The organism is Bacillus sp. S3, from assembly GCF_005154805.1.
In the GTDB taxonomy this organism is placed as follows: domain Bacteria; phylum Bacillota; class Bacilli; order Bacillales; family Cytobacillaceae; genus Neobacillus.
On sequence record NZ_CP039727.1, the window covers coordinates 1994123 to 2007736 of the forward strand.

Consider the following 13614-nt stretch of genomic DNA (forward strand, 5'->3'; position numbering starts at 1 on the left):
ATGGGTAAGATTATCCAATTAGATGATGCCCTATCAAACAAAATTGCGGCGGGAGAAGTTGTCGAACGCCCTGCCTCTGTTGTGAAAGAGCTGGTGGAAAATGCAATTGATGCCGGCAGTACGGTGATTGAAATTGAGGTGGAGGAAGCAGGGCTCGCCAAAATCCGGATTACCGATAACGGCAATGGAATTGAGGAAGAGGACGTGTTAATCGCCTTCCAACGCCATGCCACTAGTAAAATCAAAAATGAAAATGATTTGTTCCGGATCCGGACGCTCGGATTCCGCGGTGAAGCCCTGCCGAGTATTGCTTCAGTTTCCAGGCTTGAAATGAAGACCTCGACTGGAGAAGGCGCCGGAAATCGAGTGTTGATCGAAGGCGGGAAAATAGAAGTATTTGAAAAAGCGTCGGCACGGCGGGGCACGGATATTACGATTACCGATTTATTTTTCAATACGCCTGCCCGGTTAAAATACATGAAGACGATTCATACAGAGCTTGGGAATATTACTGATGTCGTCAACCGGCTGGCCCTCTCACACCCTGAGGTTGCCTTCCGGCTAATCCATAATGAGCGGAAGCTGCTGCAAACGACCGGAAACGGGGATGTCCGTCAAGTACTGGCAGCGATTTATGGGCTGGCGATTGCGAAGCAGCTTGTCCCGATCAGCGGTCAGTCGCTGGATTATAAAATCAGCGGATTCGCCTCGATGCCAGAGGTGACAAGAGCTTCAAGGAATTATATTTCGACGATGATTAATGGCCGATTTATCAAAAATTATCCATTAGCGAAAGCGATTCAGGAGGGCTACCATACCTTGCTGCCAATAGGCAGGTTTCCGATTGTTCTCCTGAATATTGAAATGGATCCTTTGCTGGTGGATGTCAATGTGCATCCATCGAAAATGGAAGTCCGTATCAGTAAAGAAACAGAACTGGATGAGCTTGTGACGTCAATTATTAAAGATGCCTTTAAATCAAAGATTCTCATTCCGACGGCCTATACGCCTGTGAAAAAAGAAGAAGCGAAGTCGGAGCAAACATCCCTTATTCTTGATGAAGGAACACCGATACCTTCTAATGAAATTCAGAGGGAATGGCCAGTGTTTGCGAACACCGTTCAGGAAACGGTGTCGCCTCAGGTTTCACCATTTGTTAATATCCCAGTTCGAACGGAAAGGCAAGATGAAACAGATGCTTGGGAATCCCCTCAGCCATTTTCCGGAGCTGATGACCAAGTGCTCAAGTCAAATGAAACACCGATTGCGGTTGATGTCGACCCAACTGACAGCAGGATCCCGCGTTTATATCCGATCGGGCAAATGCACGGGACGTATATTTTTGCCCAAAATGAAAATGGCTTATATATTATCGACCAGCACGCGGCACAGGAACGGCTGAAATATGAATACTTCCGCGAAAAGGTAGGACAGGTCCAATCTGAACTGCAGGATATGCTTGTTCCGATTACCTTTGAATATTCAACAGATGAATCTGTAAAAATAACGGAGAATTTGAGTGAACTGGAAAAGGTAGGCGTGTTTCTGGAGGAGTTCGGTTTAAATAGTTTTATTGTCCGTTCTCATCCGCAGTGGTTTCCAAAAGGGGACGAAAAGCAAATCATAGAGGATATGATTGAACAGCTGTTATCGATGAAGAAGGTCGATATTAAAAAGCTTCGTGAAGAAGCAGCCATTATGATGAGCTGCAAGGCATCGATTAAAGCGAATCGCCATTTGCGAAATGATGAAATCCAAGCGTTGCTGGATGATTTGCGAAAAGCATCCGACCCATTTACCTGTCCGCACGGCAGGCCGATCATCGTTCATTATAGTGTATATGAAATGGAAAAGATGTTTAAGCGGGTTATGTGAATTATTGTGACCGAGAGCGGTGAAAATCGGTGGAACGGTCACAAAAACATACAACAACAAAGAGGCAGCCTACCCAGGCTGCCTCTTTGTCATATAATAACTCTTATTTCACTGCAGCTTGCAGCTTACTCATGTATTGAAGTGCCATTCCTGTGCCTACTGCCACGGATTCAAGTGGATTTGAGGCAAGCTGAACGGGAACAACGATTTCATCACTCAGCCATGCTTCCATACCATTCAATAAAGAACCGCCGCCGGTTAAAATAACACCACGGTCCACAATATCACCGCTGAGTTCAGCAGGGCAGTCTTCGAGTGTGGCTCTAATGGCTTCTAATATTTGCAGAAGTGCTTCCTTCATGGCATTGCGAATTTCGTAAGATGATATGTTAATAGTTTTTGGCAAACCAGTTACAAGATCACGGCCGCGGACCTCCCTGGTAAGCTCCTCATGGTCTGTTAGCGCATAGCCAATTTCCATTTTGATGTTTTCTGCTGTTCGCTCACCAATTAATACATTGTATTCTTTACGAACATATTGAATAATGTCATCATCAAGGCGGTCACCGCCAACCTTGATGGAATGGCAGGCAACGACACCGCCGAAGGAAATAATCGCAACCTCTGTATTTCCACCGCCGATATCGACTACCACATTCGCTACAGGCTCGTCCACGGGCATTCCTGCTCCAATAGCTGCTGCTACTGGTTCCTCGATTAAAGAGATTTTTTTAGCACCGGCGTTTCTTACAGCATCATGAATCGCCCTTCTGTCTACACTCGTTGAGCCGGAAGGAATGCAAACGACCACATTCGGTTTCCTCATCGCAAAGCCTACTTTTTTGGATGCTTTTCGCATCACGTGTTTCAGCATGTCGGTTGTTACATCAAAATCAGCAATGACCCCGTCTTTTAAAGGGCGGATCACCACAATTTTTTCTGGGGTTTTTCCAATCATTTCTTTTGCTTCATGCCCAACGGCTACTACATTTTTTGTTTCTGTATCGATGGCCACTACGGATGGCTCGTTAAGTGCGATTCCTTTACTTTTACTGTACACCAATATATTAGCTGTACCTAAATCAATGCCAATATCAAAAGTTGAAAGCATGTTTTCACCTTATTCCTCATTTTTTATTCAACATACACTACGGATAAGCCTACCATGAATCTGGGGGTGAAAACCTGTTTGTAAATGAACCGTTATGGATTTGTAAACTAACATGAAATATTTCTCATCTTTGTTACAGAAATGGATATACTAAATTCATTCGTCCAAACGCATAGAAAACTATTTTTTTGTATATACTTATTTGATGTTCAACTGCTTTTCAAATTTGTGTTACGATGGAGGGGTGAGGAAGGCAACATCAAGCCGGCTTCACTGAAATTGGGTATAAGGCAGTGTGAAAATATTGGATTCAAAACAAAACCTATTGGTGATCATTGGCCCGACCGCAGTTGGGAAAACAAAATTAAGTATTGAAATGGCTAAACGGTATAATGGTGAAATTATCAGCGGGGATTCGATGCAAATTTATCGTGGGATGGATATCGGAACAGCAAAAATCACGGAGCAAGAGATGGAAGGGATTCCCCACCATTTAATCGATATCAAAGAGCCTTCTGAAAATTTTTCTGTTGCTGAATTTCAACTTCTCGTTAGGGATAGAATAGATGCGATTGCCCAAAAGGGGAAACTTCCCATTATTGCCGGTGGTACCGGGCTGTATATACAGTCTGTCATTTATGATTACCAATTTTCCGATGTTCCGGGAGATGAGCATTTCCGTCAACAGCTTGAGAAAAAGGTAAAGGAAATAGGAAACGATGCGCTTTATCAAGAATTGGTAAAGGTTGATCCTGAAAGTGCGGCACAGATTCATCCGAATAATGTAAGAAGGGTGATTCGCGCGCTTGAAATATTCCATTTGACAGGAAAGACAATGCGGGACTACCAACGTACTCAAAAGCCGGATCTTTTGTACAATACTGCACTGATCGGTTTAACAATGGATCGCGAGAATCTATATAAGCGGATCAATACTCGTGTAGATTTGATGATAAAGGATGGCCTTTTAGCGGAAGTAAGGAATTTATTTAATCAAGGCTTACGTGAGTGTCAATCCATTCAAGCCATTGGCTACAAAGAAATCTATGAATTTTTGGATGGGAAGGTGACATTGGAGGAGGCCATTGAAAATTTAAAACAGAATTCCAGGAGATATGCAAAAAGGCAATTAACTTGGTTTCGCAACAAAATGGAGGTAGAATGGTTTGATATGACAGATGTGAACAATTTCGCAAAAAAAATAGCAGAAATTTCACATTATGTTGAAGGAAAGCTACAAGTAAAATCGAATACATATTAGTAGAGATAATAGAGGAGGATATACAAATGAAAACAACGATTAATATTCAAGACCAATTTTTAAACCAGTGCCGGAAAGATAATACCCATGTAACGGTGTTCCTTCTTAACGGTTTTCAATTACGAGGCCAAATTAAGGGGTTTGATAACTTTACTGTCCTTTTTGAATCAGAGGGGAAACAGCAATTGGTCTATAAACACGCCATTTCGACTTTTGCACCACAAAGAAATGTGCAGCTTGAATTGGATCCCCAATAATATAAGCGATGTAAATGGAGCCCATAAACCATGGGTTCTTTTTTTTTGCTTATAAATCTTTTTTTAATGATTTTCAAGGGTTGTGAATACACATAGAATGAAGGATTATGTCTAACCTAATACACTTCTGAGTAGCCTATCTTGCTACCTTACGTATACTGTCTGCAGAATGAGAGGTGATAGCTTTGGATCAACCATTCAAAATGAAAAGTAATGGTCAAATAAGGGTTGTACTCAATTCGCAAAAAAAGAAAACTGTTACGAAAGAATTACCTGACTTTCAAGTTGCTCCAAAGGACATTCCCCCCGAACACGCTGCTCTTAAGGAAATTGAAGAGGATCTCGGGGCTTTGGTTGGCATGGAAGAAATGAAACGCATGATAAAGGAAATTTATGCTTGGATTTACGTAAACAAGAAGCGTGAGGACATGGGGCTAAAGGCTAGAAAACAAGCGCTTCATATGATGTTTAAAGGAAATCCGGGAACAGGGAAAACAACCGTAGCGAGACTGATTGGAAAGCTATTTCAAAAAATGAGCGTCTTATCAAAAGGCCATCTTATTGAGGCGGAGCGAGCAGACCTTGTCGGCGAGTATATTGGCCATACCGCGCAAAAAACAAGGGACCTGGTAAAAAAAGCGCAAGGCGGGATTTTGTTTATTGATGAAGCCTACTCATTAGGCCGCGGCGGTGAAAAGGATTTTGGCAAGGAAGCGATTGATACCCTTGTGAAGCATATGGAGGATAAGCAGCATGAATTTATCCTAATCTTGGCGGGGTATTCCCGTGAAATGGATCACTTTTTAACGTTAAATCCCGGTCTTCATTCCCGTTTTCCGTTAGTAGTCGATTTTCCCGACTATAATATTGATCAGCTGATGGATATTGCCGGCAGAATGTTAAATGAGCGTGAGTACACGTTAAGTCATGAGGCTGAAAAGAAACTAAGAGATCATTTAATTTGGGTGAAGGCTGTACTAAATCCCAATAGTTTTTCAAATGGCCGATATGTCCGCAATGTCATTGAGAAATCAGTCCGGGCACAAGCGATGAGACTGTTAATGCTAAATAGCTATGACAGGCATGAACTGATGACCCTGAGAAGTAATGATTTAATATTTGAAGAAGATTAAACAAAAATCGGCGGATGATGAGTCCCCCGATTTTTTCAATGTACTCTAAGCCTTCGTGTTGGCAGTTTCCAATCAAAGGTGTAAGAAAGCACCTGTAATCCGGTTACAAGAACGAATAATGTATACAATTCCCAAGGATGGTCGGCAATTTTTAGTCCGATCATAAGGCCGGCAAGGATGGCCCAAACAGCATAGATTTCAGCTCTTAAGACAATTGGTTTTCTTCCGGCTAATAGGTCGCGGATGATTCCGCCGCCGATGCCTGTTAACACGGCTGCAACAATCACAGCACTAAGTGGATGGTTCATTTTCACAGCGTACATGGCACCTTGAATCGCGAACGCTGACAAACCAATCGCATCGAATAAGTTCCCCCATTTTTGCCAGTGCCTTAGAAGGTTCTTTGGAAATAAGAAAACGGCTGTGATCGCTAACAAGGCAACTTGAAAAAATAAACCTTGTGCCCATAAGGTAGAGATCGGCACGCCAATTAACAGGTTTCGTATGGCCCCGCCGCCAAATGCGGTAACAATCCCTAAGATATATACTCCTAAAATATCATATTCCTCTTCCATGGCCACAATCGCGCCGCTGACAGCAAAGGCGATGGTGCCAATCATACTTAAAACTTCCCATGTCATTTTATCCGATTTCTCCTTGATGTCTATTATAATAAAAACTATGTTCATAGTAAAAAATACTCAAATAACAATAAAATTTTATCACGATACCGGAAAATTACAACAACTATTTTCTTATCTTGCAGCGCATGGGAAAATTAGAGTATGGATTCATTTTTTGGTATGATGAGTGGTAGAGCTTTTTAAGGAAGGAAGAGTGCTTAGTGGAACAAAAGGAAACGAGAGAGAAAGCAATCCTGGTTGGTTGTCAAACCAACGATAATGATGATCGGCGTTTTCACTATTCGATGGAAGAGTTAGGTTCATTAACGGAAACCGCTCAAGGTGACGTATTGATGTCCGTCGTCCAAAAACGGGACCGGGTACATTCGGCAACCTATATCGGGAAAGGGAAAGTGGTTGAGCTAAATGCGCTTGTCGAGGAGCTTGAGGCGGATTTGGTTATTTTTAATGATGAACTTTCTCCAAGCCAAAAGAGGAATCTTGCATCCGAGGTGAATGCAAGGATTATTGATCGAACCCAACTTATACTTGATATTTTCGCGCAAAGGGCACGCTCGAAAGAAGGGAAACTTCAAGTGGAACTTGCGCAGCTGCAATACATACTGCCGCGATTGGCTGGTCAAGGTATCTCTTTATCCCGTCTTGGCGGGGGAATTGGTACAAGGGGCCCAGGGGAAACGAAGTTAGAATCGGACCGCCGCCACATCCGCCGTCGGATCGATGATATAAAAACCCAGCTTTCAGTCGTCGTTCAACACCGCGAACGCTACAGGGAAAGAAGAAAGAAAAACAAGACGTTTCAGGTTGCCATTGTCGGCTACACAAATGCCGGGAAGTCCACCCTTTTTAATCGTTTATCGGAAGCGGAATCTTATGAAGAAAATCAATTGTTTGCTACCCTTGATCCGATGACACGCAAATTAATATTACCTAGCGGTTTTTTATCTCTAATTACTGACACGGTTGGCTTTATTCAAGACCTTCCAACGACGCTCATCGCAGCATTTCGCTCAACGCTTGAGGAAGTGAAGGAAGCAGACCTGCTTCTTCATGTAGTCGATATGTCGAATCCCGATTATTTTCAACACGAAAAAACAGTCAACAAACTGCTTGATGATTTAGATATAAAAGATATCCCGCAGTTAACGGTTTATAATAAAAAAGATATTAAGCACCAGGACTTCGTTCCAACTGCCAATACACCAACCGTCTTTATCAGTGCCTTTGACGAAAATGACCGCCAGGCATTAAAGGAGAAATTGGAGAAGGCTGTGATGGAAAAAATGGTTCCATATGATGTGAAGGTGCCATCTGAAGAAGGAAAGCTCCTTTCTCAATTAAAAAATGAAACCATCTTAAGAGAGCTTAAATTTGATGAAGAGCAAGAAGTTTATCGCTGTAAAGGATATACCCTTGAAGATCATCAAATTACAGGGCAATTACAGAAATTTAAACTATAGAATGGAGTAACAACATGTTTCAACAGTTAAAAAATGGGGAAATGCTTCAGCCGATCGTAAGAATGGTGGAGGATAAAATTGCAGCAATACATAAAGAAATCGATGAAAAAATTGAAAGCAATCAATTCCGGGTGTTGCGGAGTTTTCAAACCAATCGGGTGAGCGATACTCATTTTATCCCCTCAACAGGTTATGGCTACGATGATAGCGGCCGCGATACATTGGAATTAATTTATGCGGATGTCTTTGGCGGAGAAGCCGGCCTAGTCCGCCCGCAGATTATTTCCGGAACACATGCCATTTCCATTGCCTTGTTTGGTGTTCTCCGGCCAGGTGATGAACTTCTTTATATGACGGGTAAACCGTATGATACCCTTGAAGAAATCGTGGGAATCCGTGGGAACGGGGTTGGTTCATTAAAAGAATTTGGCATTTCTTATGATAGCGTGGCGCTTTCGGCTGAGGGCGGAATTGATTGGAAGTCAGTAGCAGAAAAAATAAAACCGAATACGAAAATGATCGGAATTCAGCGCTCAAAAGGCTATGCCACACGGCCATCGTTTACCGTTGCTGAAATCGGCGAGATGATAAGGTTTGTCAAAGAAATAAAAGAAGATGTTGTCGTGTTTGTTGACAACTGTTATGGAGAATTTGTTGAGGAACAAGAGCCTTGTCATGTTGGAGCCGATTTAATGGCAGGTTCACTCATTAAAAATCCGGGCGGCGGGATTGCCAAGACAGGCGGCTACATTGTTGGTAAACGACAATGGGTGGAGGCATGTTCTTATCGAATGACTTCACCGGGAATTGGGGCAGAAGCCGGTGCTTCCCTCTACAGTCTGCAGGAAATGTACCAGGGATTCTTTCTGGCGCCGCACGTGGTGGGCCAAGCGTTAAAAGGCGCTGTATTTACTGCAGCAATGCTGGAAGAATTGGGCATGAATTCATCTCCGCGATGGGATGCCAAGCGGACGGATTTAATTCAATCGGTCCAATTTGATGACCGTGATAAAATGGTCGCTTTTTGCCAAGCCATCCAATTTGCTTCACCGGTCAATTCCTACGTGACACCGTACCCAAGCTATATGCCGGGCTATGAAGACGATGTCATTATGGCGGCAGGCACATTTATTCAAGGTGCCAGCATTGAATTAACGGCGGATGGCCCCATTAGACCGCCCTATGTCGCCTATGTACAAGGCGGCCTCACCTATGCCCATGTAAAAATGGCAGTTTGCCTCGCAATTGACCATTTAGCGGAGAAAGGGTTAATCGAACTAAATTAGGGTTATTACGTTTACTTTGGACAGCTTTGATAAGTTGTCTTTTTTTTGTTACGTACTTCTCTGAAGGGGCGTTGCATTTGGATTCGCTCAATGAATGGCAAAATTCGCTCAACGAACCTCGAAATTCGCTCGATGAACTCGGTGAAGGACTTTTCGCGTGCAGATTTCTAATAAAAAGTACTTCATCAAGAAAATGAAGACTATTTGCCTGTTTTTCCGGTGAAAAGGGCACCTATGAGATTCCGGAAGGGCAAATTATGTGGCATAATTATCGTCCATAACACCCAATTACATAATAAATTAACAAAAATATACAAAAAACCACTAATAAAAAACCATGTTAGAAAACCTAACATAGGATTGACATCTTTTTTAACACAAAATATAATACAAATATGATTTAACTAAAGGAGGAGAAATTTGGTGAGTGGAAAGGAAATTCGTCGTTCCATGCCACTGTTTCCCATCGGAACCGTCATGCAGCTAACAGAATTAACAGCAAGGCAAATCCGCTACTATGAAGAACACCAATTGATTTCTCCAGCACGAACCGATGGAAACAGGCGACTATTTAGTTTAATTGATATTGATAGACTTTTAGAAATTAAAGATTTAATTGACCAAGGTGTAAATATGGCTGGAATCAAACAGCTCTTCTTGGTCAAAGAACAACAGGCAACCGTTTTAGAACAGCAAGTGGAAAAAGCAAAGCCTGATATTTCAGATGATCAGCTTAGAAAACTGCTTAGAAACGAATTGTTGCACTCGGGCAGATTAAATCGGTCATCCCTAAGACAAGGCGATATCTCACGTTTTTTTCATTAAGAAATTAAAGGTTTTCAAAATCGGGAGGGTTTTCAAATGGCAAAGTATTCGAGGGAAGACATTAAACGACTGGCATCAGAAGAAAACGTAAAATTTATTCGTTTACAGTTTACAGATATTCTCGGCACGATTAAAAATGTTGAGATTCCAATTAGCCAATTAGAGAAGGCATTAGATAACAAAATGATGTTCGATGGTTCCTCAATTGAAGGATTTGTTCGAATTGAAGAATCTGATATGTATTTGTTCCCGGATTTAGATACATGGGTGGTCTTCCCGTGGACAGCTGAAAAAGGGAAAGTAGCCCGCCTTATTTGTGATATTCACAATTCTGATGGTACACCGTTTGGCGGTGATCCTCGTAATAACTTAAAGCGTGTTTTAAAAGAAATGAACGAACTCGGCTTTACAGATTTTAATCTAGGACCAGAACCGGAATTTTTCTTATTTAAATTAGATGAAAAAGGACAGCCAACATTAGAGTTGAATGACCATGGAGGATATTTTGATTTTGCGCCAACAGATCTTGGTGAAAACTGCCGCCGTGATATTGTACTTGAATTGGAAGAAATGGGCTTTGAAATCGAAGCATCCCATCATGAAGTAGCGCCGGGTCAACATGAAATTGACTTTAAATATGCAGATGCATTAACAGCGTGTGACCAAATTCAAACCTTTAAGCTTGTGGTGAAAACCATTGCTCGTAAACATGGCTTGCATGCTACATTTATGCCAAAACCATTATTCGGTGTCAATGGATCTGGAATGCATATGAACTTGTCTTTATTTACGAATGGCAAGAATGCCTTCTTTGAGCCAACTGGTGACTTACAAATGAGTGACAATGCCCGTCACTTCATCGCAGGCATTCTAAAGCATGCACCAAGCTTTACAGCAGTAACCAACCCGACAGTTAACTCTTATAAGCGTCTAGTACCGGGATATGAGGCACCATGTTATGTGGCATGGTCTGCGCAAAACCGTTCACCATTAGTTCGTATTCCTGCATCACGTGGTTTAAGCACTCGTGTTGAAGTGCGCAGCGTGGACCCTGCAGCTAATCCTTACTTAGCAATGGCCGTGCTATTAAAAGCAGGATTAGAAGGAATTAAAAATAAATTAACACCTCCAGAACCAGTTGACCGAAACATTTATGTGATGAGCAAAGAAGAAAGAATAGAAGAGGGAATCATTGACCTTCCACCAACATTAGCGGAAGCCTTAGAGCTATTAAAGGCAGATGAAATCATTGTTTCAGGTCTTGGGGAACACATCTTCGAACACTTTGTTGAGGCAAAGGAAATTGAATGGGATATGTTCCGTACGGTTGTACATCAGTGGGAACGCGACCAATATATGAGCATGTACTAAAAATCATCAGTAAAAAGGAAACACCCAGTATCGAAATACTGGGTGTTTTCCTTTTATTTTTCGTCGTTGTTCTCCTGCAGCAATTTGAATTTGGAAAGGACAGCCTCACCACTGACTCCGGCAATAATAGAGAAAATTGTAATTTCAACCAATGAATTTGGAGATGTATAAAGGACGAGGAGAAGGGAAGCGATCGCGCCTAGAAGCAATTCTTCTAGAAAACCGAGATAAATGAACCTTTTTGTTTTCCGTGGCATGACAATTTTTCCATACTTTCGAACATGTCCAATAATCCCTACCGACCCACCAATCACTAACGAGAAAATAATGTCCATTAACACTGTTTCTCACACTCCTTAAGCCTATTATTTTTTGGACCTAAGGTAAATCATGGTGTACTACCATTATATTAAATATTTCCAATATGAGAATGAGTAAAAATACTGAATTTTCCATATATTCGTACAAGTTATGTAGCAAAAATGAAAATTTTCCCAATAAAAATGCACAGAAAAAGAGCCGGCATTACTGCCGGCTCTTTTCATTTTAATGAATATGACGATAAACACCAATTACTTTTCCTAGAATAGAGACATTCCTTAATATAATAGGATCCATGGTAGAATTTTCAGGCTGCAGGCGAATGTAATCCTTTTCCTTGAAGAATCTCTTACATGTTGCCTCGTCTTCTTCGGTCATAGCTACTACTATATCACCGTTATTAGCAGTTTGCTGCTGCTTAACAATGACATAGTCCCCGTCAAGAATCCCGGCTTCTATCATACTTTCACCCATGATTTCAAGCATGAAAACCTGTTCATCGGATGGTGCAAGACTTTCCGGCAGTGGAAAGTACTCTTCCACATTTTCAATCGCAGTGATCGGAATACCTGCTGTAACTTTCCCAACTATTGGAACATTTACTACTTTGTTTCTTGGGATATTTGCTGCCTCATCCGCTTCTAATATTTCAATTGCTCTTGGTTTGGTAGGATCGCGTCTGATAAGACCCTTACTTTCTAATCTTGCTAAATGTCCGTGAACCGTAGAGCTGGATGCAAGTCCAACCGCTTCGCCAATTTCCCGTACAGAAGGGGGGTATCCTTTACTTCTAACCTCATCTTTTATGAAATCCAGGATATCCTGCTGCCGTTGTGATATTTTTACCATGATAAAATGCACCTCACCTGGTTAATGTTGTCTTTATTATAGCATGTTCCCTATTTTTATACAAACATAAGTTCGAAAAAGTAGTTGACAACAAACAAACGTTCGGATTATAATAAAAACAAATAAAAGGGAACGTACATTCCTATTAGAGGTGCGAACACATGAAAAAATTATGGAACCAATACTCTTATGCTATTACTCTTATTATCTTGAGCTGCTCCTTAGCTTTCATATTATCATTTCAGCACCATCCCAAGAACCAGGATGACTATGTTAAAGTAACCATTTCTGAAGGAGATACGCTCTGGGAGATTTCCAGCCAATATACTGGACAGCATTCATTATCTCCCGATGAGTTTGTAAGCTGGGTCAAGAAGCATAATGAAAACATCAGTGATCAAATTTTCCCCGGCGAAGAAATCATTATTCCCGTTAGTAAGAAGACATCTTCTTCTACAACAGAACTTGCAAGTGCCCCAAAAGAATAGAAAGGATGTTCTTTCGTGAAAGCAATCATATACTGCCGTGTCAGCACGAATAAAGAAACACAAGAAACATCACTAAATCGTCAGGAAGAGGAGCTAATCCAGCTGGCGAAACAGTGTCAATTTGAAGTAACGGCCATTATTAAAGAACAAGCGAGCGGTTATGATTTTGAAAGAGAAGGAATACTAGATGTATTAGAACGAATTAAAGATTCACAAATACAGGCTTTATTAATCCAGGACGAAACACGGCTTGGTCGAGGAAATGCGAAGATTGCCCTCCTGCATTGCATTTTAAAAGAAGGTGTTAAGCTGTATAGTATTTCCCATAATGGTGAATTGGAGCTGTCAGAATCAGATTCAATGGTATTGAAAATTGTCAGTATGGTGGAAGAGTATCAGCGGAAGCTTCATAATGTCAAAATAAAACGAGGCATGAAGCGGGCAGTACACCAAGGGTATAAACCAGAGAAAAATTTAAAAAACCTTGGCAAATCGTCAGGCAGAGAGAAAATTGAAGTTCCGGTTGAACAAATTGTAAAATTACGCAATAATGATTTAACCTTTGCGGAAATTGCCGCCATGCTCAGGGGCTTTGGTTACAACATATCGAAAGCGACCGTACATAGAAGATACCAGGAATATATCGATTCATTGGAAGAGTAGACCTTTTGCCTTGTCAGAAGGTCTTTTATTTAGTAAAATCAGATATCTTAATTAGTTTGAAAGGAAGGTT

General features: G+C 41.4%; 14 protein-coding genes. 10 read left to right on the forward strand and 4 right to left on the reverse strand.

The features are described 5' to 3' along the window. Positions 1–1875, forward strand: coding sequence for a DNA mismatch repair endonuclease MutL (gene mutL, locus FAY30_RS09560; RefSeq protein WP_149869661.1), 1875 nt, complete (start codon positions 1–3; stop codon positions 1873–1875). 103 nt (positions 1876–1978) lie between these two features. Here the strand turns inward: mutL and mreBH are convergent, their stop codons facing one another. Then, positions 1979–2986: a rod-share determining protein MreBH gene (gene mreBH, locus FAY30_RS09565; protein ID WP_149869662.1), complete on the reverse strand. Its 1008-nt coding sequence runs from the start codon at positions 2984–2986 to the stop codon at positions 1979–1981. A 304-nt stretch (positions 2987–3290) separates the two neighbouring features. Here mreBH and miaA point away from each other — a divergent pair, with 304 nt between their 5' ends. From miaA to spoVK, 3 genes are all read left to right on the forward strand, one after another. Beyond that, on the forward strand, positions 3291–4247 hold the full coding sequence (gene miaA / locus FAY30_RS09570; protein WP_149869663.1) for a tRNA (adenosine(37)-N6)-dimethylallyltransferase MiaA: 957 nt from the start codon (positions 3291–3293) through the stop codon (positions 4245–4247). A 26-nt stretch (positions 4248–4273) separates the two neighbouring features. Next, entirely contained in the window at positions 4274–4504 is a 231-nt protein-coding gene (gene hfq, locus FAY30_RS09575; RefSeq protein ID WP_149869664.1) for an RNA chaperone Hfq, read from the forward strand. Positions 4505–4689: 185 nt separating this feature from the next. Further along, the gene (spoVK, locus tag FAY30_RS09580; protein WP_149869665.1) at positions 4690–5637 is read left to right on the forward strand and encodes a stage V sporulation protein K; all 948 of its coding nucleotides are present in this window, start codon (positions 4690–4692) and stop codon (positions 5635–5637) included. Positions 5638–5672: 35 nt separating this feature from the next. Here the strand turns inward: spoVK and FAY30_RS09585 are convergent, their stop codons facing one another. After that, a complete protein-coding gene (locus tag FAY30_RS09585) occupies positions 5673–6278 on the reverse strand; it encodes a trimeric intracellular cation channel family protein (RefSeq protein ID WP_149869666.1) in 606 nt (201 codons plus the stop codon). Between the two features lie 203 nt (positions 6279–6481). Between FAY30_RS09585 and hflX the strand changes: the two genes are divergently transcribed. The 4 genes from hflX to glnA all read left to right on the forward strand — a co-directional run bounded on the left by hflX (position 6482) and on the right by glnA (position 11223). Further along, on the forward strand, positions 6482–7741 hold the full coding sequence (gene hflX / locus FAY30_RS09590; protein WP_149869667.1) for a GTPase HflX: 1260 nt from the start codon (positions 6482–6484) through the stop codon (positions 7739–7741). A 14-nt stretch (positions 7742–7755) separates the two neighbouring features. Further along, on the forward strand, positions 7756–9027 hold the full coding sequence (locus FAY30_RS09595; protein WP_149869668.1) for a methionine gamma-lyase family protein: 1272 nt from the start codon (positions 7756–7758) through the stop codon (positions 9025–9027). 423 nt (positions 9028–9450) lie between these two features. Continuing rightward, positions 9451–9852 (forward strand): MerR family transcriptional regulator, encoded by a 402-nt coding sequence (locus FAY30_RS09600; RefSeq protein ID WP_149869669.1) that lies wholly within the window; start codon positions 9451–9453, stop codon positions 9850–9852. 36 nt (positions 9853–9888) lie between these two features. Next, entirely contained in the window at positions 9889–11223 is a 1335-nt protein-coding gene (glnA, locus tag FAY30_RS09605; RefSeq protein WP_149869670.1) for a type I glutamate--ammonia ligase, read from the forward strand. Positions 11224–11276: 53 nt separating this feature from the next. Here the strand turns inward: glnA and FAY30_RS09610 are convergent, their stop codons facing one another. Continuing rightward, positions 11277–11558, reverse strand: coding sequence for a DUF4257 domain-containing protein (locus FAY30_RS09610; protein WP_223820989.1), 282 nt, complete (start codon positions 11556–11558; stop codon positions 11277–11279). A 211-nt stretch (positions 11559–11769) separates the two neighbouring features. Then, entirely contained in the window at positions 11770–12393 is a 624-nt protein-coding gene (lexA, locus tag FAY30_RS09615; RefSeq protein WP_149869672.1) for a transcriptional repressor LexA, read from the reverse strand. Between the two features lie 161 nt (positions 12394–12554). On the opposite strand from lexA, the gene FAY30_RS09620 reads away from it, so the two are divergent. Beyond that, entirely contained in the window at positions 12555–12881 is a 327-nt protein-coding gene (locus FAY30_RS09620) for a cell division suppressor protein YneA (protein WP_149869673.1), read from the forward strand. Positions 12882–12896: 15 nt separating this feature from the next. After that, entirely contained in the window at positions 12897–13544 is a 648-nt protein-coding gene (locus FAY30_RS09625; RefSeq protein WP_149869674.1) for a YneB family resolvase-like protein, read from the forward strand. Positions 13545–13614: the final 70 nt, after the last annotated feature.

Coding starts and splice junctions, on each gene's coding strand:
- mutL (WP_149869661.1), top strand. CDS start 1: ATGGGTAAGATTATCCAATTAGATGATGCCCTATCAAACAAAATTGCG.
- mreBH (WP_149869662.1), bottom strand. CDS start 2,986: ATGCTTTCAACTTTTGATATTGGCATTGATTTAGGTACAGCTAATATA.
- hfq (WP_149869664.1), top strand. CDS start 4,274: ATGAAAACAACGATTAATATTCAAGACCAATTTTTAAACCAGTGCCGG.
- FAY30_RS09585 (WP_149869666.1), bottom strand. CDS start 6,278: ATGACATGGGAAGTTTTAAGTATGATTGGCACCATCGCCTTTGCTGTC.
- FAY30_RS09595 (WP_149869668.1), top strand. CDS start 7,756: ATGTTTCAACAGTTAAAAAATGGGGAAATGCTTCAGCCGATCGTAAGA.
- glnA (WP_149869670.1), top strand. CDS start 9,889: ATGGCAAAGTATTCGAGGGAAGACATTAAACGACTGGCATCAGAAGAA.
- FAY30_RS09610 (WP_223820989.1), bottom strand. CDS start 11,558: ATGGACATTATTTTCTCGTTAGTGATTGGTGGGTCGGTAGGGATTATT.
- lexA (WP_149869672.1), bottom strand. CDS start 12,393: ATGGTAAAAATATCACAACGGCAGCAGGATATCCTGGATTTCATAAAA.
- FAY30_RS09620 (WP_149869673.1), top strand. CDS start 12,555: ATGAAAAAATTATGGAACCAATACTCTTATGCTATTACTCTTATTATC.